Here is a 23,432-nt window from a genome sequence, read left to right on the forward strand (position 1 = left end):
CGGCCGCGACCGGGCGGGCATTCTACCCCAGCCGGCCCTCGTGCAACCGCACCACGCGGTCCATCTTCGCCGCCAGCCGTTCGTTGTGCGTGGCGACCAGCGCGGCGCTGCCCTCGCCGCGTACCAGCCGGAGGAATTCGGCGAGCACCACGTCCGCCGTCGCCTCGTCGAGATTGCCGGTCGGTTCGTCCGCCAGCACCAGCTTCGGCGCGTTGGCGAGCGCGCGGGCGACCGCCACGCGCTGCTGCTCGCCACCAGAAAGCTGCGCCGGGCGGTGGGTGAGGCGGTGTCCCAGCCCCAGCGCGCCCAGCAACGAGGTTGCCCGCGCCTCCGCCGCCGGACGAGCGGTGCCGTGGATCAGCTGCGGCAGCACCACATTCTCCGCCGCCGAGAAATCCGGCAACAGGTGGTGGAACTGATAGACGAAGCCGAGCGCCTCCCGGCGCACGCGCGTTCGCCCGTCATTGTCGAGCTTCGCGGCTTCCTCGCCGGCGATGCGGATCGATCCCTCGAACCCGCCCTCCAGCAGCCCCACCGCCTGCAACATGGTGGACTTGCCCGAGCCGGAAGGACCAAGCAGCGCGACGATCTCGCCCGCGCCGACGTGCAGGTCCACGCCGCGCAGCACCTCGATCACCACCTCGCCCTGCCGGAAGCTGCGCTTCAGGCCGGTGACGGTCAGGGCGTCGCCGCCGGTCTCACTCATAACGCAGCACCTGCACCGGATCGGTATTCGCCGCCTTGAACGCGGGATAGAGCGTGAACAGGAAGGCCGAGCCGATCGCCAGCGCCACAATCGCCAGCACCTCGACCGGATCGGTCTTGCTCGGCAGCTCGGTGAGGAAGCGGATCGAGGGATCCCACAGGTTCTGCCCGGTCACGAACTGGATCGCGTTCACCACCGCCTGGCGGAAATAGAGGAAGATGAAGCCCAGGATCACGCCCGCACCTGTGCCCAGCGTGCCGATGGTGACGCCCACCGTCATGAACACGCGCACCATCGCCCCGCGCGAGGCGCCCATCGTCCGCAGGATCGCGATGTCGCGCGTCTTGGCGCGCACCAGCATGATGAGCGACGACAGGATGTTGAACACCGCCACAAGGATGATGAGCGACAGCACCACGAACATCGCCACCCGCTCCACCGCCAGCGCCTCGAACAGACTGGCGTTCATCGATCGCCAGTCGCTTACCACGCCCTGCCGGCCAACGCGGTCGGCCAGCGGCGCGAGAATGGTGGCCACCTTGTCGGCATCCACCGTCTCGATCTCCACCATGCCGACCGAATCGCCCAGCATCAGCAGCGTCTGCGCGTCGGCGATCGGCATGATGACGAAGGCCTTGTCGTAATCGTACACCCCCACCTCGAAGATGGCGGCCACCGTGTAGCTGACGATGCGCGGCACCGTGCCGAACGGCGTCGTCTGCCCCTGCGGGCTGATGAGGCTGATCTGCCCGCCCACGTTGGCGCCCAGCGCTTCGGCCAGCCGCGCGCCGATCGCCACGTTGCCGCTGCCCGGCGTCACCCGCATCATGCTGCCTGCGACGACCTTCTGCTGGATCACGGTGTTGGTGCGGATATCCTCGGGCAGCATCCCGCGCACCAGCACGCCTTCCACCCGCCCCTCGTAACTGGCCATCAGCGGCTGCTGGATCAGCGGGGTCGCCTGGGTGATGCCGGGGGTGGTGCGCGCCTGTTTCACGATATCCCGCCAGTCCGGCAGGCGACCGCCATAGCCCTGCACCACGGCGTGGCCGTTCAGCCCGATGATCTTGTCGAACAGTTCGGCGCGAAAGCCGTTCATCACGGACATGACGATGATGAGCGCGGCGACCCCCAGCATCACCGCGACGAGACTGATCGAGGCGACGACGAAGATGAACCCCTCGCCCTTGCCCGGCAACAGATAGCGCCGGGCGATCATCCGTTCGTAGCTGGTCAGGATCACGAGCCGCTGCTCATGCGGACAGCCTTGCCAGCGCCGCGTCCGGCGACAGCTCGGTCTTCTCGCCGGTCGCGCGGTTCTTCAACTCCACCACGCCGTTCGCCAGCCCCTTGGGGCCGATCACCAGCTGCCACGGCAGGCCGATCAGGTCCATCGTGGCGAACTTGGCGCCGCCGCGCTCGTCACGGTCGTCGTACAGCGTCTCGACGCCGGCCGCCGTCAGCTTCGCATAGAGGTCGTCGGCGGCGGCGGTGCAGGCGGCATCGTCGGCGCGCATGTTGATGAGGCCCACCTTGTACGGCGCCACCGCCTCGGGCCACACGATGCCCTTGTCGTCATGGCTCGCCTCGATGATCGCGCCGACCAGCCGCGACACGCCGATGCCGTAGCTGCCCATCTGCGGCACCACGTCGGTGCCGTCCGGCCCCTGCACCTTCATCCCCATGGCGGCGGAATATTTGGTGCCGAAGAAGAAGATGTGCCCCACCTCGATCCCGCGCGACTGTTTCAGGGCATCGCCCGCCGCCGCCTCGCGCGCCTCGTCGCGCTTCTCGTCGGTGGCGGCGTAATCGGCGGTGAGGCCGGAGACGAACGTCTGCAACGCCTCCGCGTCGTCGGCGTCCACGTCGAGCGCGCGGTCCGCTTCCCAGTTGGTGTGGTAGAACACGTCGCTCTCGCCGGTGGGGGCGAGCACGATGAACTCGTGCGAAAGGTCGCCGCCGATCGGGCCGGTATCCGCCTGCATCGGGATCGCGCGCAGCCCCAGCCGCGCATAGGTGCGCAGATACGCCACGAACATGCGGTTATAGCTGTGGCGCGCGCCCGCCTCGTCCAGATCGAACGAATAGGCGTCCTTCATCAGGAACTCGCGCCCGCGCATCACGCCGAAGCGCGGCCGCACCTCGTCGCGGAACTTCCACTGGATGTGATAGAGCGTGCGCGGCAGATCGCGGTAGCTGCGGGCGGCGTCGCGGAAGATGGCGGTAATCATCTCCTCGTTCGTCGGGCCGAACAGCATCTCGCGATCGTGGCGGTCGGTGATCCGCAGCATTTCCGGCCCGTAGGCGTCGTAGCGGCCGGACTGGCGCCACAGGTCGGCCGGTTGCAGTGTGGGCATCAGCAGCTCGATGGCGCCGGCCCGGTCCTGTTCCTCGCGCACGACCTGCTCGATCTTGCGCAGCACGCGATGGCCCAGCGGCAGCCAGGCGTAGATGCCGGCGGCGGTCTGGCGGACCAGCCCCGCGCGCAACATCAGCTTGTGACTGACGATCTGCGCGTCGGCGGGCGATTCCTTCATGACGGGCAGGAAGTGACGGGTAAGGCGCATGCTGCTCTCGATCCTGTATGGTCCCCCGCGCTCTAGAGCGTCCACGCCGCCGGGGAAAGCGCCCTGCGGTGGTGGCCGCCGTGGATCGTCCGCCCGCCGGTGCCGCCTGTTGCCGATTCACCACAGACCCCGTCATTCCGCACCAGCTGGCGACAACGACGATGACACAAAAGAGAAACGTCGCTACCCAAGGTTCCACGAACACAGGCGCAAGGCCATGGTTCGGGGAGGCCTCGGCGCCCCGTGGTTTCGTTCGGGGGGACGAACACCGCGTGCGGGCGCCGAGCCGACTACAAGGGGGTTGACGAGCTTTCGTCACGCGGGCGCCCGGATTGCCGAACGGCAGTCCGGGCGTTCGTCTTTCCGGACCCGATCCGCTTCTTCGGCGTTTCTCCATTCCCACTCAGGAGAAACGACATGGCCAGCCAGCCCCCCGTCCCCGAAACGCCGAACGAAGGCCCGGTCGATGCACCGATCCCCTCGCCGGCCGATCCCATTCCGGCCGCGCCGACCGATCCGGTCTGATCCGCACGCCCGATTTACGATCTGCTAACCGTGGCGGGGTATCATCCCCGCCATGGTCTTTCCGTTTCGCGCCAGTTCGATATTCCGCAACCGATGGATCGCGCTGCTCTGGGCGGTGGGGATCTGCTTCACCGCCTCTGAAATCGTCGACAGTCTTTCGAGCGTGACGAACAAGCCGAAATCCCCTCAAGCCGCTGCGGCATCCCCGGACAGCGGCGATCCGGTTGCGGCGGTGCTCGGTGCCCCCCCCCCCGGCGATGCCCCGGTTATCGAGGCGCAGGCGCGCTAGGCGGGCCGCCAGTCCGGATTACTGGACAGAGGCCCGCCGCGCCGTGAAGAAATCGAGCATTTCCACGCCGACCCACCCGTACACGTAGTTGAGATAATAGAGCCCGAACACCACGAGGGAGAGCCAGGTCGTCCAGATCGCGGTGCGCTTCAGGCTGAAGCGCGGTGGCGCGCCATATGCCTGCCCCGGCACCTGCACCTCCGCCTCGTTGCTCGACCGCAGGCGGAAGGGCAGCACGAAGAACAGGCACAGCGACCAGAACAGCGGATAAAGCGCGAGGATCGATGAAAACTTCATCGTCCGATCCCCGCAACCGGCGCAGCCCCCGCCCTCATCACACGCGGATGATCGACACGTCGACCACCGGCTTCTTGCCCGTCCACTGCGTCGCGCGACGGCGCACGGCCAGACGGATCGTTTCGCGCAGCCGGGCCTCGTCGCGCGCGCCCTCCGCCACCGCCTTGGCAGCGGCATCGCGCGATTCGGCGAGGAAATCGTCACGATCCTCCTCCACCGGGATGCCCTGGATCGTCACGGCCGGCTCCCCGCGCAGCTTGCCCGCCTTGTCCAGCGCCACGGTAACGGCGATCAGCCCGTTCAGCGACACCTTGCGCCGCTCGTTCATCGTCGTGCCGTCCGCCGGCAGGATCACGTCGCCGTCGAGGATCAGGCGGCCGACCCGCTCATGCCCCACCAGCGCCGGGCCGTTGGGGGCGAGGCGGATGACGGTGCCGTTCTGCTGGATCACCGCATTCTCGATCCCCTCCTCCATGCCGAAGCGGGCCTGCTCGGCCATGTGGCGCATCTCGCCGTGGACGGGCAGCAGGATCTCGGGGCGGATCCACTTGTACATCAGCGCCAGTTCCGGCCGCCCGGGATGGCCCGAGACGTGGACGTGCGCCTGCCGGTCGGTAATCATGTTGATGTTCTTGCCGGCCAGCACGTTCTGGATTCGGCCGATCGCCATCTCGTTGCCGGGGATCTGCTTGGACGAGAAGACGACCGTATCGCCCTCCGACAGCTTGATCTGGTGGCTGCCGAACGCCACACGGGCGAGCGCGGCGCGGCTCTCGCCCTGCCCGCCGGTGGCGATAATCATCACGTCGCGCGGCGGCAGGCGCATCGCCTCGTCGAAGCCGATCGTCTCGGGGAAGTTCTTGAGATAGCCGGTCGCCTTGGCCACCTTGATGATCTTGTCGAGCGAGCGCCCCGCCACGCACAACTGGCGGTTGGTATCGCGTGCCACCTCGCCCAGCGTCTGCACGCGCGCGGCGTTGCTGGCGAAGGTGGTGACGAGCACGCGACCCGTGGCGGCGCCGATCACCGCATCCAGCCCCTCGCGCACCGCCGCCTCGGAGCCGGAGGCCTTGTCGTTGAACACGTTGGTGGAATCGCACACCAGCGCAAGAATGCCCTTGTCGCCGATCGCCTCGAGCTCGGCGGCGGTGGAGAAGGCACCGAGTTGAGGATCCTCGTCGATCTTCCAGTCGCCGGTGTGCATGATCCGGCCGTACGGCGTCTCGATCAGCAGCGCGTTGCCCTCGGGGATCGAGTGCGCCAGCGGCACATAGGTGAAGCCGAACGGCCCGAGCTGGAAGCTGCCCTCGTTCTTGATGACGTGAAGCTTGACCTTGTTGCCCAGCCCCTCCTCTTCCAGCTTGCCGCGGATCAGCCCGGCGGTGAACGGCGTGGCATAGAGCGGCACGCCGAGATCGGCGGCGAGATAGGGGATCGCGCCGATATGGTCCTCGTGCCCGTGGGTCAGCACGATGCCGAGCAGATCCTTGCGGTTGCGCTCGATGAAGTCGAGATCGGGCAGGATCAGGTCGATGCCCGGATAGCTGGGATCGCCGAAGGTGAGGCCGAGATCGACCATCACCCATTTGCCCTGCGTGCCGTAGAGGTTCACGTTCATGCCGATCTCCCCCGATCCGCCGAGCGCGAGGAAGAGGAGTTCGTTGCCGGGTTTCGTCACTTGGATTCCGTTCGGATGAGGCGCTCGGGGATCACCCCGTCGTGCGCTGGTGCAGCAGGGCAAGGCCCTGGATGGTAAGGTCCGGCTCGATCGCGTCGAAGATATCGGTGCGCTTGTCGAACAGGGTGGCGAGGCCGCCGGTGGCGATGACTTTCACCGGGCGGCCGATTTCGGTTTTCAGGCGCGCGACGAGGCCTTCCATCATCGCGACATAGCCCCAGAAGATGCCGACGTGCATCTGATCCTCGGTGGTGCGGCCGATCACACTGGCATCGCGTGGCGGCTCGATGGCGAGGCGGGGCAGCTTGGCGGCGGCGGAGACGAGCGCGTCCAGCGAAAGGTTGATGCCCGGCGCGATGATGCCACCTTTGTATGCGCCGCCATAATCGACCACATCATAGGTGGTCGCGGTGCCGAAGTCGATCACGATCAGGTCGCCTGGATGGGTGCGGTGCGCGGCGATCACATTGAGTGCGCGATCGGCGCCCACGGTACTCGGCTCCACCACATCCAGTTCGATACCATAGACGGCCGGCGCCTGGCCGGCGACGAGCGCGGTAACACCGAAATACTTGCTCGCCAGCACCTGAAGATTGTGCAGCGCGCGGGGCACCACGGTGCCGATGATGACGCCGGTCACGGCTTCGCGGGTAAAGCCCTCAAGTTGCAACAGCTGCACCAGCCACACCGCATATTCGTCGGCCGTGCGGCGCGGGTCGGTGGCGATCCGCCAGCGTGCGCGGATCTCCAGCCCCTCACCCACGAGGGCGAAGACGATATTGGTGTTGCCGGCGTCGATCGCGAGCAGCATGGCGCGCCCTTCAGAGCAGGAAGACATCGCCGGCGTGCATGACATGGCGCGATCCATCCGCCAAGCGCAGCCGCAGCGCACCGTCTTGCTCGAGACCGTCGAACAGGCCCTCCAGCGCCTCGCCGCTCCCGCCGTGGGCCACCAGCGGCGTGCCAACGGGGAAGGCGCAGGCCAGCCAGCGCGCGCGAACCGGTGCCAGTCCCTCGCCCCGCCAGCGCCCGAGCCACGACGCAAACGCCTCGGCCAGATCACTCAGGAACATGGCCGGCTCGGGCGCGGCGATGCCGGCAGCGGGCAGGCTGGTGACGGGCCGCTCGGGAATGTCGGGATGACCGGCAAGGTTGACGCCGAAGCCGACCACGACCGCCTCACCCCGTTTCTCGAGCAGAATGCCGGAAAGTTTCGCCCCGTCCAGCAGCAGGTCGTTCGGCCACTTGATCCGGAGATTGCCGGTATGCGGGCCGAGATGGGCGGCCAGTACCTGATGGAGCGCCACGGCGGCGACCAGCGCAAGCGTGGCCGGCGGCGGATCGCCCCGCACGATGCGGACAGGCGTACTGGCGTGGAGATTGCCGGCGATGCTTCCCCAGGCCCGGCCGTGCCGCCCGCGCCCGCCCGTTTGCCGCACCGCCCGCAGCCACAGCCCCTCGGTGGCGCCCGCAGCGGCCAATGCCGCGACATCGTCGTTGGTCGAGCCCGTCTCGGCGATGGTCCGCAACTCGAGCGTCACCGCCCGCCTACACCGATCAGAACAGCGACCGCGCCGCCGCGAGGCTCGCCGCGCCCAGCGCCGGGATCGCGAGATAGCCCAGTGGCGAGACGAACAGCGCCGACACCGCGATCAGTGTGCCTTCGGTATAGCTGGTGACGGGCGCGTAAGCTGGTGCCGGCTCGTCGAAGTACATCGTCTTGACAATCTTGAGATAATAAAAGGCACCGATCACCGAGGTGGCAATACCGACCATCGCCAGCGGCCACAGGCCCACGCCGACGACCGCATCGAACACGAGGAACTTCGGCCAGAAACCGAACAGCGGCGGGATGCCGGCAAGGCTGAACATGAACATCGCAAACGCCGCTGCCAGCGCCGGCCGCGTCCGCGACAGGCCGGAAAGGCTTTCGATCGTCTCGATCGGCTCGCCTGCCGCATTTCGCATCTGCAACACGCACAGGAAGCTGCCGAGCGTCATGGCGACATAGACGGCCATATACGTCATCACCGCCGCCACGCCTTCGGCCGTCCCCGCCACGAGCCCAAACAGCGCAAAGCCGACGTTGTTGATCGAGGAATAGGCCAGTAGCCGCTTGATGTTGGTCTGCCCGATCGCCGCGACACCGCCAAGGATCGTGGAAGCGAGCGCCGAGAAAATCACGATCTGCTGCCACGCCGACGATGCCGGCCCCATCGCCTCGACCGCGACGCGCACCAGCAATGCCATCGCCGCGACCTTGGGGGCGGAGGCGAAGAAGGCCGTCACCGGCGTCGGCGCGCCTTCGTACACGTCCGGCGTCCACATATGGAACGGTACGGCGCTGATCTTGAAGGCGAGACCCGCCATCACGAATACCAGCCCGAACAGCTCGCCGGTGGACAGCCCGTCACCGAACGCCCGCGCCACGCCGCTGAACAGAGTGGTGCCGGTGAAGCCATAGACCAGCGAGATTCCATACAGCAGGATGCCGCTGGCAAGCGCGCCCAGCACGAAATACTTCAGGCCAGCCTCGGCCGACCGGCTGTCACGTCGCATGAAGCTGGCGAGCACATAGGCGGCGAGGCTCTGGAGTTCGAGGCCGACATACAGGGTAAGCATGTCGCCCGCCGATACCATCATGCCCATCCCGATCGACGAGAGCAGGATCAGGATCGGATATTCGGCACGCAGCGGCGCTGCCCGCTCGAAGAAGCGGGGCGCGACCACCACCGACACGGCGGCGGCGATATAGATCAGCAGCTTGGCGAAGGCGGAAAAGGCGTCGGCGTGGTACAACCCGTCGAACGCGAGTCCGCCGCCGTTGGCCGGGAACAATGCGGCCAGTGCAGCGACGCCGAGCAAAGCGGCAGAAGCCCAGGTGACCGCACGCGTCGCGCTATCACCGACGAACGCGGCGACCATCAGCAGCGCCAGCGAGCCGACCGACAGGATCAGTTCGGGCAACGTCAGCAGCAGAGAAGCGGTATTCGACATCAGTGTGCGACCCCATGCGCGGCAACGACCGGCGCGCCATGACCTTCACCGTGCGCAGGAGCGGCGGCCCGCCCGGCGGTCGGCCGTCCGTCGCCCCCCGGCCATGCGCGATCGACGCGTGCGAGCACGACGCCGACGTCCCGGCGCATTGGCTGGATGAAGCTTTCCGGATAAATCCCCATCCACATCACGACGAGTGCGATCGGCACCAGCAGCGCGATCTCGCGGCCGTTGATATCGGTCATCGCCGCGACGTCCGGCTTGTCGAGCACGCCGTAAACGACGCGGCGATAGAGATAGAGCATGTACGCCGCGCCGAGCACGATCCCGGTCGTCGCGACGAATGCTACCCAGCTGTTCGCCTGATAGGATCCCATCAGGCTAAGGAACTCGCCGACGAAGCCGCTCGTGCCGGGCAGGCCGACCGAGGCCATCGTGAACAGCAGGAAAAGGATGGCATAGCGCGGCATGTTCGTTGCCAGCCCGCCGTACCGCGCGATCTCGCGGGTATGCAGCCGGTCATAGATCACGCCGACGCAGAGGAACAGCGCGCCAGACACGAGGCCATGGCTCAGCATCACCAGCATCGCGCCCTCGATGCCCTGGCGGTTGAAGGTGAACAGCCCGATCGTCACGAACGCCATGTGCGCGACCGACGAATAGGCGATCAGCTTCTTCATGTCGGTCTGCACCAGCGCGACGAGCGAGGTGTAGACGATCGCCACCATCGACAGGCCCATCACTACCCAGAACAACTCGGCCGACGCCTGCGGGAACATGGGTAACAGGAAGCGGATGAACCCGTAGCCGCCCATCTTCAGCAGCACGCCTGCGAGAATCACCGACCCGGCGGTCGGCGCCTGGACGTGCGCGTCGGGTAGCCAGGTGTGCACGGGCCACATCGGCATCTTCACCGCAAACGAGGCGAAGAAGGCGAGCCACAGCCACGTCTGCGCCTGCACGGGGAAATCGTGCGCCATCAGCGTCGGGATGTCGGTGGTGCCCGCCTCGCGGACCATCCACAGCATCGCGATCAGCATCAGCACCGAGCCGAGCAGGGTATAGAGGAAAAACTTGTAGCTCGCGTAGATCCGCTCGGCCCCGCCCCAGATCCCGATGATGAGATACATCGGGATCAGGCCGGCCTCGAAGAAGATATAGAACAGGAACAGATCCTGCGCGCCGAACACGCCGATCATCAGCGTTTCCATCAGCAGGAACGCCGCCATATATTCGGGAACGCGCTTGCTGATCGCCTCCCAAGAGGCACCGATGCAGATCGGCATCAGGAACACCGAGAGCATGATGAGCAGCAGCGCGATGCCGTCGATCCCCATCGCCCAGGCGAAACGCCCGAACAGATCGACATGCTCGACGAACTGCCACTGCGCGCCGCCGGCGTCGTAGTTGAGCCACAGCACCACACCGAGCGCGAAGTCGATCAGCGTGGCGATCAGCGCGGACCAGCGCGCGTTGTTCGCCCGCGTCGCCTCGTCGCCGGGGGCGAACAGGCACCACAGGGCTGCGGCGGCGGGCACCGCGATCATGATCGTGAGGATGGGAAAACCGTTCATATCAGCGCGTCATCGCCCAGGTCGCGGCGGCGGCGAGGCCGAGCAGCATCACCAGCGCGTAGGTGTAGAGATAGCCCGACTGGAGCCGGCGGGCGGCGGCACCGCTCCCCACGACCAGCTTGGCGATGCCGTTCGGCCCGAAGCGGTCGATCGTCCCCTGATCGCCACGCCGCCAGAAGAAGCGGCCGATGGCAAAGGCGGGGATCACGAACAGCACATGGTACAGCTCGTCGAAATACCACTTGTTGAGCAGAAAGGCGTAGAGACCGCGGAACGTGCTCGTGAAGCGCGCCGGGATGCTCGTGTCGAGGATGTAGGCCCACAGTGCGAGCAGGAAGCCTGTCACCATCACGACCGTGGCCGACAGCTTCACCCACAGCGGAACGCCATGCATCGCATGCATCAGATGGGCGTCGAAAGCGACCGACCCCTTCCAGAATTCGACACCATGTTCCGCGTCGAGGAAAGGTGTGTGGAACAGGAAGCCGGAGAAAATTGCCCCGAACGCCAGCACACCGAGCGGAACCAGCATCGGGAACGGGCTTTCATGCGGGTGATAGCCAGCCGTGCCATGCTTCACGTCGTCAGCCCCGGCATCATGCGCGTGAGGCTCCGACCCGGCGCCCTCGTCGGGGGCGGCGTGATCGGCGTAATGGGCGTGCGCGGCGGCGTGATCGTCATGGCCGTGTCCATGCGCATCATGAACGGCATGCTGGATATGCTCGGAAGCAGCCCAGCGCGCCTTGCCGAAGAAGGTGAGGAACACCAGCCGCCACGAGTAGAAGCTCGTCAACAGCGCCGCGACCACCGCGACGAAGAACGCGATGCCCCCCGCCGTCGTGCCACGCGCATAGGTCGCCTCGATGATCGCGTCCTTGGAATAGAAACCCGCGAACCCGAACACGTCGACGATACCGACACCCGTGATCGCCAGCGTGCCCGCCATCATCGCCAGGAACGTAAGCGGGATGTGTTTCCGCAGCGCGCCATAGAACCGCATGTCCTGCTCATGGTGCATCGCATGGATGACCGAGCCCGCCCCGAGGAACAGCAGCGCCTTGAAGAAGGCGTGAGTGAACAGGTGGAACATCGCCGCCCCATAGGCACCGACACCGGCGGCGAAGAACATGTAGCCCAGCTGCGAGCAGGTGGAATAAGCGATCACTCGCTTGATGTCGGTCTGTACCGTGCCCACCGTCGCGGCGAACAGCGCGGTGGCGGCCCCGACGTAAGTGACGACGGTCAGCGCCGTCTGGCTCATCTCGAACATCGGCGACAGGCGGCACACCATGAACACGCCCGCCGTCACCATCGTGGCGGCATGGATCAGCGCGGAGACCGGCGTCGGGCCCTCCATCGCGTCCGGCAGCCAGGTGTGCAGGCCGAGCTGCGCGGACTTGCCCATCGCGCCGACGAACAGCAGCAGGCAGAGCAACGTCATCGTATCGACGCGCCCGCCGAGGAAGCCGATCGTCGAACCGGCCATGCCCGGTGCCGCCGCGAGGATCGCCGGGATCGAGACCGTGCCGAACACGAGGAACGTCCCGAAGATCCCAAGCGAGAAACCGAAATCACCCACGCGGTTGACCACGAAAGCCTTGATCGCCGCCGCATTGGCCGAGGGCTTGTGATACCAGAAACCGATCAGCAGATAGGAGGCGAGGCCGACCCCTTCCCAGCCGAAGAACATCTGGACGAGGTTGTCGCTCGTCACCAGCATCAGCATCGCGAAGGTGAACAGAGACAGGTAGCTGAAGAAGCGCGGCTGATCCGGATCCTCCGCCATATAGCCCCAGCTATAAAGGTGGACGAGCGCGGACACGCTCGTCACCACCACCAGCATCACTGCCGTCAGCGTATCGACGCGCAACGCCCAATCCACGCTCATGTCACCCGAGCGAATGAAGGTGAGCACTGGCTCGACGTGAGCGGTCATTCCGCCGCCGAGGAAGCCGAGGAAGATCGGCCACGACAGCGCGCAGGAGACGAACAGCAGCCCGGTCGTCAGCAGTTTGACGACGGTGTTGCCGAGTGCGCGATTACCCAGCCCGCCGACGATGGCGGCCAGCAACGGCAGGAAGACGATGAGCTTGATCACGGGAGCGTCAGCCCTTCATCCGGTTGATATCGTCCACCGCGATCGTGCCGCGGCCACGGAAATAGATGACGAGGATCGCCAGACCGATCGCCGCCTCGCCGGCGGCCACGGTCAGCACGAACATCGCGAAGACCTGGCCGACGAGATCGCCGAGATAGGCCGAGAAGGCGACGAAGTTGATGTTCACCGAGAGCAGGATCAACTCGATCGCCATCAGGATGATGATGACGTTCTTCCGGTTGAGGAAGATACCGAACACCCCCAGTGCGAACAGCACCGCCGAAACGAACAGGTAATGCTGCAGCCCGATCACAGATCCATCCCCTGCCCGACCGGCTGGTCGATCTTGCGGACCGCGTCCTGCGGCCGGCGCTTCACCTGCTGCGACACGTTCTGCGGACGGGTGCCGCTGCGCGTGCGATGGGTCAGCACGATCGCGCCGATCATCGCCACCAGCAGCACGAGGCCCGCGCCCTCGAAGATGAACAGATAGCGCGTGTAGATGAGCGTCCCGAGCGCCTCGATGTTCGGCACCCCTTCCGGCACCGGCGCCACCGAGGCGGACAGCGCAATGCCGCCTGCGCTCCACGCGGACACCGCGAAGATCATCTCGGCCGACAGCACCAGCACGAGCAGCACGCCGAACGGCAGATATTGGGCATAGCCGGCACGCAGCTCGGCGAAGTCGATGTCCAGCATCATCACCACGAACAGGAACAGCACCGCCACGGCGCCGACGTACACGATCACCAGCAGCATCGCGATGAACTCGGCGCCGACCAGCACCATCAGCCCCGCCGCGTTGAAGAAGGACAGGATGAGCCACAGCACGCTGTGCACCGGGTTCCGCGCGACGATGGTGAGCGCGGCGGACGCGATCACCAGCGTGGCGAACAGGTAGAAGGCGATCGTCTGGATCACGGTACTGGCAAGCCCCTTACGGAGAGTCGTTCGGCGAAGTCGGGCGCGGCTTAACGGTAGGGCGCGTCGGCGGCAAGGTTCGCCGCGAGCGCCCGCTCCCACCGATCCCCGTTCGCGAGCAGCTTGCCCTTGTCGTAGATCAGTTCCTCGCGGGTTTCGGTCGAATATTCGAAGTTCGGCCCTTCGACGATCGCATCGACCGGGCACGCCTCCTGGCAGAAACCGCAGAAGATGCACTTGGTCATGTCGATGTCGTAGCGCGTCGTACGGCGGCTGCCGTCGTCGCGCGGCTCGGCCTCGATCGTGATCGCCTGCGCCGGGCACACCGCCTCGCACAGCTTGCACGCGATGCAGCGTTCCTCGCCGTTCGGGTAGCGACGCAGGGCATGTTCGCCGCGAAACCGGGGGCTTAGCGGGTTCTTCTCATGCGGATAGTTGATCGTCGCCTTGGCCTTGAAGAAATATCGCAGGGTCAGCGCGTGCGCCTTCACGAATTCCCACAGGGTGAATGTTTTGACGAGATGAGCGAGGCCCATGGTCAGACTCCGTAGCGCGTGAGCATCAGGTAACCCGACACGAGGAAGATCCAGAAAAGCGAGATCGGCAGGAATATCTTCCAGCCCAGTCGCATCAGCTGATCGTAGCGATACCGTGGCACCGTCGCCTTGATCCACGACATCACGAAGAAGAAGAACAGGATCTTGCCGAAGAACCAGAAGATACCCGGCACCAGATAGAGCGGCGCCCAGTCCACCGGCGGTAGCCACCCGCCCCAGAACAGGATGGCGTTCAGCGCGCACATAAGCAGCACGTTGCCATATTCGCCGAGCCAGAACAGCGCGAACGACATGGACGAATATTCGGTCTGGTAGCCGGCGACGAGTTCGCTCTCCGCCTCGGTCAGGTCGAACGGGGTGCGCCCGGTTTCCGCCATCGACGAGATCAGGAACACCACCGCCATCGGGAACAGCAGCGGGTTGAACGCGAACCCGTTGATGAACCCAAAGATATGCGCCCGCTGCGCCTCGATGATACCGGACAGGTTGAACGTCCCCGCCCACAGCACCACCGTCACCAGCACGAAGCCGATCGACACCTCGTAGCTCACCATCTGCGCGGCGGCGCGAATGGCGGAGTAGAACGGATATTTCGAGTTCGACGCCCAGCCCGCCAGGATGATGCCGTACACGCCGAGCGAGGAGATCGCGAGAATGTAGAGCAGTCCGACATTGACGTTGGCGAGCACCATGCCCGGCCCGAACGGGATCACCGCCCACGCCAGCAGCGCGACCGTGAAGGTGATGATCGGCGCGATCAGGAACAGCCCCCGGTTCGCCGAGGACGGAATGATCGTTTCCTTGAGGAACACCTTCAGGCCGTCGGCGAAGCTTTGCAGCAGCCCGAACGGCCCGACCACGTTCGGTCCGCGCCGCAGCGCCATCGCCGCCCAGATCTTGCGATCGGCGTAGATGATCATCGCCACCGCCAGCATCAGCGGCAGCGCGATCAGCAGGATGCCGATGATCGTGGCGACGAACCAGCCGGCATCGTAACCGAGATAATTGGCGAAGAAAGCGGTCACTCGGCGGCCTCCGCATAATCGACGCCGTGGAGCAGTTCCGCCGAGCAGCGCTGCATCGTCTCGCTGGCGCGCGCGATCGGGTTGGTCAGGTAGAAGTCGGTGATCGGATAGACGATCGTGCCCGACACCGCCGGCCCGGCCGTGACGTCCGGCACATCACCCACGTCCGCCAGCCCTTCGGTCGCGAGATGCGGGTGTGCCGCGGCGATCGCCTGCTGCAACCCGGCCAGCGTATCGAACGGCAATGTCTTGCCAAGCGGATCGGACAATGCGCGCAGGATCGTCCAGTCCTCGCGCGCATCCCCCGGTGGGAAGACGGCGCGGTCGGCGCGCTGCACGCGGCCTTCCAGATTGACCCACGTTCCCGGCTTTTCGGCATAGGTCGCGCCGGGCAGGATCACGTCGGCCACGCGCACGCCGGCATCGCCATGCGTACCGATATAGACGGTGAAGGTGTCAGCGAACGCCGACAGGTCCGTTTCGTCCGCGCCGAGCAGGAACAAAGTCTTGAGCGACGATGCCTTCGCCCGGATCGCGTCGATGCCGCCATCGGCGGCAAAGCCGACGTCGAGCGCGCCGACCCGTGCCGCCGCCGTATGCAGCACGCCGAAATCAGCGCCCAGCCCGGCCGCCGCCGCACGTGCCGCCTCGTAGGCGCCCTCATGCGCCAGCGCGCCCATGCCCGCGATCACGATCGCATGCGGACCGTCGGTCAGCGTCTTGTTCGCCGCCTCGGGCAGATTGCCCAATACCGACAAGTCCTCGCCCAGCCACTCGACCGGATAGGTGAGATCGACCTCGGGGCCGATCGCGAGCACCTTGGCCCCCGCCTTCACCGCCTTGCGGATGCGGGTGTTGACCAGCGGCGCTTCCCAGCGCGGGTTGCTGCCGACGAGCAGGATGGCGCGTGCATCCTCCACCCCGGCGATGGTCGGCGTGAAACGATAGGCGGCTGGCGACGACACGTCGAAGCGTGCGCCATCCTGACGGCATTCGTGCAGGGTCGAGCCATAAGCGTCGAGCAACTGCTTCAGCGCGAAGATGCTTTCCACCTCTGCGAGATCACCGGCGATGGCCGCCACCTGATCGCCGGACGCGCCTTCCAGCGCGGTGGCGATCGCGGCGAACGCTTCGCCCCACGTCGCCTCGATCAGCCGACCGTTCCGGCGAACATAAGGCTTGTCCAGCCGCCGCCGCACCAGCCCGTCGACCGCGTGGCGGGTCTTGTCCGAGGCCCATTCCTCGTTCACCGCCTCGTTGATCCGTGGCAGGGCGCGCAGCACCTGCCGGCCGCGGCTGTCGAGCCGGATGTTGGTGCCGACCGCGTCCATCACGTCGATCGCCGGGGTCTTGTTCAGCTCCCACGGCCGCGCCTCGAACGCATAGGGCTTGGAGGTGAGCGCACCCACCGGGCACAGGGCGACGACGTTGCCCGACAGTTCGGAGGTGATCGCGCCCTCCAGATAGGAGGTGATCTGCATGTTCTCGCCGCGTCCGATCGCGCCGATCTCCTCGACGCCGGCGACTTCCTCGGCGAAGCGCACGCAGCGGGTGCACTGGATGCAGCGGGTCATCACCGTCTTGACGATGGGGCCCATATACTTCTCGGTCACGGCGCGCTTGTTCTCGTCGTAGCGGCTGTGGCCCTTGCCATAGGCGATCGACTGGTCTTGCAGGTCGCACTCGCCGCCCTGATCGCAGATCGGGCAATCGAGCGGGTGGTTGATGAGGAGGAACTCCATCACCCCCTCGCGCGCCTTCTTCACCATCGCGCTGTCGGTGCGGACTTCCTGCTTGTCGGCGGCGGGCAACGCACATGATGCCTGCGGCTTCGGCGGCCCCGGCTTCACCTCGACGAGGCACATGCGGCAGTTGCCGGCGATCGACAGCCGCTCATGATAGCAGAAACGCGGAATCTCGCGCCCCGCCGCCTCGCATGCCTGCAGAACGGTGGCGCCGGCGGGCACGGTGACTTCGACGCCATCGACGGTAAGAGTGGGCATCGCCCTATTTCCTCAATGTTCGGTATCGGCCAGACCGAGACGCTTCTCGATCCGGTCAACACGCATTTTGAGATCAGCCACGTCGCCCTGCATACCGCAGAGATACGTCCTTGTGCCGCGCATATGATCCTCTATCGAGGACGGCTGCGGCCCTTGAGAAACCTGCTCGCGCATGATCTGCCCGACATCGCCCTGAATATTCTTCAGAACTTCGAACATCGAGTCTTCCCGCCCCGTCATTCCGCCGCCACCGCGAGCGGCGTCCGATGCTCGTTGATGCGACGCTCGATCTCCGGGCGGAAATGGCGGATCAGCCCCTGGATCGGCCACGCGGCGGCATCGCCCAGCGCGCAGATCGTGTGGCCTTCCACCTGCCGGGTCACTTCCTCCAGCATGTCGATCTCGGAGATGTCGGCGTTGCCCTCGCGCAGCCGCTCCATCACCCGCCACATCCAGCCGGTGCCCTCGCGGCACGGGGTGCACTGGCCGCAGCTCTCATGCTTGTAGAAATAGCTGATCCTGCTGATCGCGCGCACGATGTCGGTGGACTTGTCCATCACGATCCCCGCCGCCGTGCCGAGGCCGGAGCCGAGCGCCTTCAACCCGTCGAAATCCATTGGCGCATCGATGATCTGCGCGGCCGGCACCAGCGGCACCGAGGAGCCGCCGGGTATCACCGCCAACAGATTGTCCCACCCGCCACGAATGCCGCCGCCATGCTTGTCGACGAGTTCGCGGAAGCTGATGCCCATCGCCTCCTCGACCACGCACGGCGTGTTCACATGGCCGGAAAGCTGAAACAGCTTCGTACCCACGTTGCCCGCGCGACCGATCCCGGCGAACCACGCCGGCCCGCGCCGCAGGATCGTCGGCACGACCGCGATCGACTCGACGTTGTTCACCGTCGTCGGGCAACCGTACAGGCCCACGCCGGCCGGAAACGGCGGCTTCAGGCGCGGCTGGCCCTTTTTGCCCTCGATGCTCTCGATCTGCGCGGTTTCCTCGCCGCAGATGTAGGCCCCCGCGCCGCGGTGGACGAACAGGTCGAAATCATAGCCCGACCCTGCGGCGTTCTTGCCGAGGAACCCACGATCATAGGCCTCCGCCACCGCCGCGAACAGCGTCTCGGCCTCGCGAATGAACTCGCCACGGATATAGATGTAGGCTGCCCGCGCGCGCATGGCGTAGCCGGCGATCAACGCGCCCTCGATCAGCTTGTGCGGATCGTGACGGATGATCTCGCGGTCCTTGCACGACCCCGGTTCGGACTCATCGGCGTTGATGACGAGGAAGCTGGGCCGGCCGTCCTTCGGCTCCTTGGGCATGAAGCTCCACTTCATGCCGGTCGGGAAACCGGCGCCGCCGCGCCCGCGCAGGCCCGATGCCTTGATGTCCTCGATCAGCTGGTCCTGCCCACGGGACATCAGCCCCTTGGTGTCGTCCCAGTCGCCGCGCCGGATCGCGGCGTCCACGTTCCATGGCTGGAAACCGTAGACGTTGGTGAAGATGCGGTCCTTGTCGTCGAGCATCAGCGACCCTTCCCGATCATCTTCTCGGCGAGGAAATAGGCCCCCACCGCCAGTGCGATACCGATCACCACCGCGACCAGCCGCAGCGCCAGGCCGAGCAGCGCGATCAACAGCCAGATCGCGAGGATGCCGACGAGGATCGCGATCAGCAGCGAGCCGAGCGCCCTCATGCCTGCGCCTCCGCCATATATTTCAGCGTCGTCGGACCGCCCTCGGGGCAGCTCGTCTGCCGGCCGTTCTGCGGGCCGGGCGTGGGTGTGCCACCCGAGGCCAGCGTTTCGAGGATCGCCGACATGCCGTCGAACGTCAGATCCTCATAATTGTCATCGTTGATCTGCACCATCGGCGCATTGGCGCAGGCACCCAGACACTCCACCTCGGTCAGCGTGAACAGGCCATCGGGCGTCGTGCGCCCCTTCGCCAGTCCGCGCTGCTTGCACGCGGCGAACACGTCGTCGGAGCCACGCAGCATGCACGGCGTCGTGCCGCACACCTGCACATGATAGCGGCCGACCGGCGCCATATTATACATAGTGTAGAAGCTGACGACCTCGTACGCGCGGATGTACGGCATGTTCACCGCCTTGGCGACATACTCGATCACCGGCACGGGCAGCCACCCTTGGGTCTGCGTTTCCGCCCCCACCTGCCGCTGTGCCAGATCGAGCAGCGGCATGATCGCCGAATGCTCGCGCCCCGGCGGATAGCGGCCGATCATGGATTTGGCGGTCGTCTCGTTCTCGGCAGTCCAGGCGAAACAGCCCCAGCGCGCGCGGACTTCGGCCTCGTCGGGAGTGGGCGCGGCGTCGCTCAACGGTCGCACTCCCCGAACACGACGTCGATCGCCGAGAGGACGGCGGTGGTGTCGGCCAGCATGTGACCCTTCATCATGAAATCCATCGCCTGCAAATGGCTGAACGCGGTCGGGCGGATCTTGCAGCGGTACGGCTTGTTCGATCCGTCGGCGACCAGATACACGCCGAACTCGCCCTTGGGGCTTTCGGTCGCGACGTACACTTCGCCCTCCGGCACATGGAAACCCTCGGTGTAGAGCTTGAAGTGATGGATCAACGCCTCCATCGAGCGCTTCATTTCGCCGCGCTTGGGCGGGACCACCTTGCGATCGTCGCTGGCGATCGGCCCTTCGGGCATTTCGGCAAGGCACTGCTTCATGATCCGCGCGGACTGGCGGACTTCCTCCACGCGCACCATGAAACGATCGTAGCAATCACCCTTGGTCCCGACCGGCACATCGAACTTCATCCGGTCGTACACGTCGTACGGCTGAGCCTTGCGTAAGTCCCACGGCACGCCCGCCGCGCGGATCATCGGCCCGGAGAAGCCCCACGCGATCGCGTCGTCACGGCTCACCGTGCCGATATCGACATTGCGCTGCTTGAAGATACGGTTGTCGGCCACGAGGCTGATCGCGTCCTCGAACAGGCGCGGCAGCCGGGTATCAAGCCAGTCGCCGATGTCGGCCAGCAACTTGAGCGGCACGTCCTGATGCACGCCACCGGGGCGGAAATAGGCCGCATGCATCCGCGCGCCGGAGGCCCGCTCGTAGAAGTTCATCGTGTCTTCGCGGATCTCGAACAGCCACAGGTTCGGCGTCATCGCGCCGACGTCCATCACGTGCGAACCGAGGTTCAGCATGTGATTCGAGATACGGGTCAGCTCGGCGAACAGCACGCGCAGATATTGCGCGCGCAACGGCACCTCCAGCCCGAGCAGCTTCTCGATGGCGAGCACATAGCTGTGCTCCATGCACATCGGCGAGCAGTAATCGAGCCGGTCGAAATAGGGCAGCGCCTGCAGATACGTCTTGTATTCGATCAGCTTCTCGGTGCCGCGATGGAGCAGGCCGACATGCGGATCGACCCGTTCGACGATCTCGCCGTCAAGTTCCATCACCATCCGCAGCACGCCATGCGCGGCCGGATGCTGCGGGCCGAAATTGATCGTGTAGTTCTGGATCTCGACATCGCCCGGCGTCGGGTCGGCAGGTGTCTCCGCCGCTTCCAGTTCCAACACGCGCAGATCCTGCGGGTCGTGAAGGTCGGTCATTTCTTTCCTCCGTCCTTCGCGATGTCATCCGCCTTCATCGGGGTCGGCGCGCCCTTCGCCTCGGGCTGCGCCTTCTCGTCACCCGGCAGGATGTAGTCGGCACCTTCCCAAGGGCTCATGAAATCGAACCGGCGGAAATCCTGTGCCAGCTGCACCGGCTCGTACACCACGCGCTTCTCCGCCTCGGAGTAGCGCAGCTCGACGAAGCCGGAGAGCGGGAAGTCCTTGCGCTGCGGATGGCCGCGAAAGCCATAGTCGGTCAGGATGCGGCGCAGGTCCGGGTTGCCGTCGAACAGCACGCCGTACATGTCGTACACCTCGCGCTCCAGCCAGCCGGCCACCGGCCAAAGCCCGGTGATCGACGGGATCGGATCGGCCTCGTTCGTGCCGACATGCACGCGAATGCGATGATTGCGCGTCAGGCTGAGCAGGCAATAGACCGCCTCGAACCGCAGCGGGCGATCGGGCCAGTCGACCCCGGCGATCTCCATCAACTGCTGGTAGCCGAGCCGGTCGCGCAGGATCGTCATTGCCGCGACCAGATGATCGCGGTGGACGTGCAGCGCCACCTCGCCCACTTCATCACGCGCGTGCAACAGCGCCTCGCCGAGCGCTGCCTGCGCCTCTGCGATCACGCCGTCGTTGGCGGCATATTTCGGGTGCGGGCTGCTCATCGCTCGATCGTTCCCGACCGGCGGATCTTCCGCTGCAGCTGCATGATCCCGTACAACAGCGCCTCGGCGGTTGGCGGGCAACCGGGGACGTAGATATCCACCGGCACGATCCGGTCGCAACCGCGCACGACGCTGTAGCTATAGTGATAATAGCCGCCGCCGTTGGCACACGACCCCATCGAGATCACGTAGCGCGGCTCGCTCATCTGATCGTACACGCGGCGCAACGCCGGGGCCATCTTGTTGCACAAGGTGCCCGCCACGATCATCACGTCCGACTGGCGCGGGGAGGCGCGCGGCGCGGCGCCGAAGCGCTCCATGTCGTAGCGCGGCATGTTGACGTGGATCATCTCGACCGCGCAGCAGGCGAGCCCGAACGTCATCCACCACAGCGAGCCGGTCCGCGCCCACTGGAACAGGTCTTCCGTCGAGGTGACGAGAAAACCCTTGTCCTGCACCTGTGCCGACAGGTCCTGGAAAAAGGACTGGTCGGGCGGGGTGTTTTCCGTCGGCGATCCGAACGCCGTCGGCTGGGCAGCCAGTTCTACTCCCATTCGAGCGCTCCCTTCTTCCACGCATAGACAAAGCCCAGCGTGAGTTCGGCGAGGAAGATCATCATCGCCAGCCAGCCGCCGAAACCGATCGCACCGAGCGATACCGCCCACGGATATAGGAACGCTGCTTCGAGATCGAAGATGATGAACAGGATCGCGACGAGATAAAAACGCACGTCGAACTGCGCGCGGCTGTCCTCGAAGGCGGGGAAGCCGCACTCATATTCGGCCAGCTTGTCCGCATACGGGTTCGATGAGCCGGTCGCCTTGGAGACCAGCATCGGCAGCAGGACGAACGCGGTGGACAGCGCCAGCGCGACACCGAGGAACAGCAGGATCGGCAGATATCCGGCGGCGACCGACGCCATGACGATACTCCTTGCAGGCGGACACGCTGACGACCGGCGCATCCGCTAAGGCCCTTTCAGGCCGCCCGGCTTCTACGTCTGCCGCACCTGCGAAGCAAGCCGCGAGGGCGTGAGAATGACTCGCAAAATACCCCGTTCGCCGTCACTTAACTCGTGCGGATGGCACCAGCGACCAGCTTGTGCAGCTTGGTCTGCAACCCCTCGTTGGACGCGAGAAATTCGTTGCGTTCGAACACCTTGTCGCCACCGCGGAAGTCGCTGACGAAGCCGCCCGCCTCGCGCACCAGCAGCACGCCGGCCGACACGTCCCACGGCTGGAGATCGCTCTCCCAGAAGCCGTCGTAGCGCCCCGCCGCCACCCAGGCGAGATCGAGTGCTGCCGCCCCCATCCGGCGGATCCCCGCCACCTCGGGCGCCACCGCCGCGAAGATCGCGGTCCACTGCTTGAAGTTGCCGTGGCCGAGGAACGGGATGCCGGTGGCGATCAGCGCATCCGCCAGATCGCGCCGCGCCGAGACGCGCAGGCGGCGGTCATGCAGCCAGGCACCCCGGCCCTTCTCCGCCCAGAAGCTCTCGTCCGTCACCGGCTGATAGATCAGCCCCTGCGTGATCTCGCTCTTGCCGCTCGGACGCGGTTCCTCGACCGCGATCGAGATCGCGAAGTGCGGGATGCCGTGGAGGAAGTTGCTCGTCCCGTCGAGTGGATCGACGACCCAGCGCGGCTTGGTCGGATCGCCTTCGATCACGCCGCCCTCTTCCATCAGGAAGCCCCAGTCGGGCCGTGCGCGCTTCAGTTCCTCGTACAGCGTCTGCTCGGCGGCGCGATCGGCCTGCGAGACGAAATCGGCCGGCCCCTTGCGGCTGACCTGCAATTCCTGCGTCTCGCCGAAATCGCGGCGCAGGCGCGGGGCCGCCTTGCGCGCGGCGCGCTCCATGACGGAAATGAGGCCTGAGGTGGCTGCCATGTCGAAAAAACTCCACGCCTCCGCTCGGCGGAGGGGAC

At 65.9% G+C, this 23,432-nt stretch carries 25 protein-coding genes; all 25 read right to left on the reverse strand.

The features are described 5' to 3' along the window. Window positions 1-22: 22 nt before the first annotated feature. Window positions 23-706 carry an ABC transporter ATP-binding protein gene (locus tag FOY91_RS07755; protein ID WP_145149777.1) on the reverse strand — a complete coding sequence of 228 codons (684 nt, stop codon included), beginning with the start codon at window positions 704-706 and terminating at the stop codon, window positions 23-25. Continuing rightward, window positions 699-1,949 carry a lipoprotein-releasing ABC transporter permease subunit gene (locus FOY91_RS07760; protein ID WP_145149779.1) on the reverse strand — a complete coding sequence of 417 codons (1,251 nt, stop codon included), beginning with the start codon at window positions 1,947-1,949 and terminating at the stop codon, window positions 699-701. The genes FOY91_RS07755 and FOY91_RS07760 overlap by 8 nt, the downstream gene beginning before the upstream one ends. Before the next feature lie 10 nt (window positions 1,950-1,959). After that, window positions 1,960-3,273, reverse strand: coding sequence for a proline--tRNA ligase (gene proS, locus FOY91_RS07765; RefSeq protein ID WP_145149781.1), 1,314 nt, complete (start codon window positions 3,271-3,273; stop codon window positions 1,960-1,962). A gap of 549 nt (window positions 3,274-3,822) precedes the next feature. Further along, window positions 3,823-3,972 (reverse strand): hypothetical protein, encoded by a 150-nt coding sequence (locus FOY91_RS21625; protein WP_162527173.1) that lies wholly within the window; start codon window positions 3,970-3,972, stop codon window positions 3,823-3,825. 133 nt (window positions 3,973-4,105) lie between these two features. Next, a complete protein-coding gene (locus tag FOY91_RS07770) occupies window positions 4,106-4,384 on the reverse strand; it encodes a DUF1467 family protein (protein WP_145149783.1) in 279 nt (92 codons plus the stop codon). A 37-nt stretch (window positions 4,385-4,421) separates the two neighbouring features. Further along, entirely contained in the window at window positions 4,422-6,002 is a 1,581-nt protein-coding gene (locus tag FOY91_RS07775; RefSeq protein ID WP_145149836.1) for a ribonuclease J, read from the reverse strand. Window positions 6,003-6,093: 91 nt separating this feature from the next. Further along, a complete protein-coding gene (locus tag FOY91_RS07780; RefSeq protein WP_145149785.1) occupies window positions 6,094-6,873 on the reverse strand; it encodes a type III pantothenate kinase in 780 nt (259 codons plus the stop codon). A 10-nt stretch (window positions 6,874-6,883) separates the two neighbouring features. After that, the gene (locus FOY91_RS07785; protein WP_238995298.1) at window positions 6,884-7,603 is read right to left on the reverse strand and encodes a biotin--[acetyl-CoA-carboxylase] ligase; all 720 of its coding nucleotides are present in this window, start codon (window positions 7,601-7,603) and stop codon (window positions 6,884-6,886) included. A 16-nt stretch (window positions 7,604-7,619) separates the two neighbouring features. Further along, entirely contained in the window at window positions 7,620-9,059 is a 1,440-nt protein-coding gene (gene nuoN, locus FOY91_RS07790) for an NADH-quinone oxidoreductase subunit NuoN (protein ID WP_145149787.1), read from the reverse strand. After that, a complete protein-coding gene (locus tag FOY91_RS07795) occupies window positions 9,059-10,633 on the reverse strand; it encodes an NADH-quinone oxidoreductase subunit M (protein ID WP_145149789.1) in 1,575 nt (524 codons plus the stop codon). Before FOY91_RS07795 ends, nuoN begins: the two co-directional genes overlap by 1 nt. Before the next feature lies 1 nt (window position 10,634). Further along, complete coding sequence (gene nuoL, locus FOY91_RS07800) at window positions 10,635-12,731, reverse strand: NADH-quinone oxidoreductase subunit L (RefSeq protein WP_145149791.1); 2,097 nt, start codon at window positions 12,729-12,731, stop codon at window positions 10,635-10,637. A 7-nt stretch (window positions 12,732-12,738) separates the two neighbouring features. After that, window positions 12,739-13,044, reverse strand: coding sequence for an NADH-quinone oxidoreductase subunit NuoK (nuoK, locus tag FOY91_RS07805; protein WP_145149793.1), 306 nt, complete (start codon window positions 13,042-13,044; stop codon window positions 12,739-12,741). Continuing rightward, window positions 13,041-13,652, reverse strand: a complete 612-nt coding sequence (locus tag FOY91_RS07810; RefSeq protein ID WP_145149795.1) for an NADH-quinone oxidoreductase subunit J — start codon at window positions 13,650-13,652, stop codon at window positions 13,041-13,043. Before FOY91_RS07810 ends, nuoK begins: the two co-directional genes overlap by 4 nt. Before the next feature lie 50 nt (window positions 13,653-13,702). Continuing rightward, a complete protein-coding gene (gene nuoI, locus FOY91_RS07815; protein ID WP_145149797.1) occupies window positions 13,703-14,188 on the reverse strand; it encodes an NADH-quinone oxidoreductase subunit NuoI in 486 nt (161 codons plus the stop codon). A gap of 2 nt (window positions 14,189-14,190) precedes the next feature. Beyond that, entirely contained in the window at window positions 14,191-15,234 is a 1,044-nt protein-coding gene (gene nuoH / locus FOY91_RS07820) for an NADH-quinone oxidoreductase subunit NuoH (RefSeq protein ID WP_145149799.1), read from the reverse strand. Beyond that, on the reverse strand, window positions 15,231-17,237 hold the full coding sequence (gene nuoG, locus FOY91_RS07825; RefSeq protein ID WP_145149801.1) for an NADH-quinone oxidoreductase subunit NuoG: 2,007 nt from the start codon (window positions 17,235-17,237) through the stop codon (window positions 15,231-15,233). Before nuoG ends, nuoH begins: the two co-directional genes overlap by 4 nt. Before the next feature lie 12 nt (window positions 17,238-17,249). Next, entirely contained in the window at window positions 17,250-17,456 is a 207-nt protein-coding gene (locus tag FOY91_RS07830; protein ID WP_145149803.1) for a hypothetical protein, read from the reverse strand. 17 nt (window positions 17,457-17,473) lie between these two features. After that, window positions 17,474-18,766: an NADH-quinone oxidoreductase subunit NuoF gene (gene nuoF / locus FOY91_RS07835; protein WP_145149805.1), complete on the reverse strand. Its 1,293-nt coding sequence runs from the start codon at window positions 18,764-18,766 to the stop codon at window positions 17,474-17,476. Beyond that, window positions 18,766-18,936 (reverse strand): hypothetical protein, encoded by a 171-nt coding sequence (locus FOY91_RS21980; RefSeq protein WP_203234521.1) that lies wholly within the window; start codon window positions 18,934-18,936, stop codon window positions 18,766-18,768. The genes nuoF and FOY91_RS21980 overlap by 1 nt, the downstream gene beginning before the upstream one ends. After that, window positions 18,933-19,580 (reverse strand): complex I 24 kDa subunit family protein, encoded by a 648-nt coding sequence (locus FOY91_RS07840; protein ID WP_145149807.1) that lies wholly within the window; start codon window positions 19,578-19,580, stop codon window positions 18,933-18,935. Before FOY91_RS07840 ends, FOY91_RS21980 begins: the two co-directional genes overlap by 4 nt. Next, on the reverse strand, window positions 19,577-20,833 hold the full coding sequence (locus tag FOY91_RS07845; protein WP_238995299.1) for an NADH-quinone oxidoreductase subunit D: 1,257 nt from the start codon (window positions 20,831-20,833) through the stop codon (window positions 19,577-19,579). The genes FOY91_RS07840 and FOY91_RS07845 overlap by 4 nt, the downstream gene beginning before the upstream one ends. Next, on the reverse strand, window positions 20,830-21,507 hold the full coding sequence (locus FOY91_RS07850; protein WP_145149809.1) for an NADH-quinone oxidoreductase subunit C: 678 nt from the start codon (window positions 21,505-21,507) through the stop codon (window positions 20,830-20,832). Before FOY91_RS07850 ends, FOY91_RS07845 begins: the two co-directional genes overlap by 4 nt. Next, the gene (locus FOY91_RS07855) at window positions 21,504-22,061 is read right to left on the reverse strand and encodes a NuoB/complex I 20 kDa subunit family protein (RefSeq protein WP_145149811.1); all 558 of its coding nucleotides are present in this window, start codon (window positions 22,059-22,061) and stop codon (window positions 21,504-21,506) included. Before FOY91_RS07855 ends, FOY91_RS07850 begins: the two co-directional genes overlap by 4 nt. Further along, a complete protein-coding gene (gene ndhC, locus FOY91_RS07860) occupies window positions 22,052-22,429 on the reverse strand; it encodes an NADH-quinone oxidoreductase subunit A (protein WP_145149812.1) in 378 nt (125 codons plus the stop codon). The genes FOY91_RS07855 and ndhC overlap by 10 nt, the downstream gene beginning before the upstream one ends. Window positions 22,430-22,575: 146 nt before the next feature. Then, window positions 22,576-23,394, reverse strand: a complete 819-nt coding sequence (locus FOY91_RS07865; RefSeq protein WP_145149814.1) for an inositol monophosphatase family protein — start codon at window positions 23,392-23,394, stop codon at window positions 22,576-22,578. Between the last annotated feature and the right edge of the window lie 38 nt (window positions 23,395-23,432).

It is taken from the genome of Alterirhizorhabdus solaris (genome assembly GCF_007785815.1).
Lineage (GTDB): Bacteria > Pseudomonadota > Alphaproteobacteria > Sphingomonadales > Sphingomonadaceae > Alterirhizorhabdus > Alterirhizorhabdus solaris.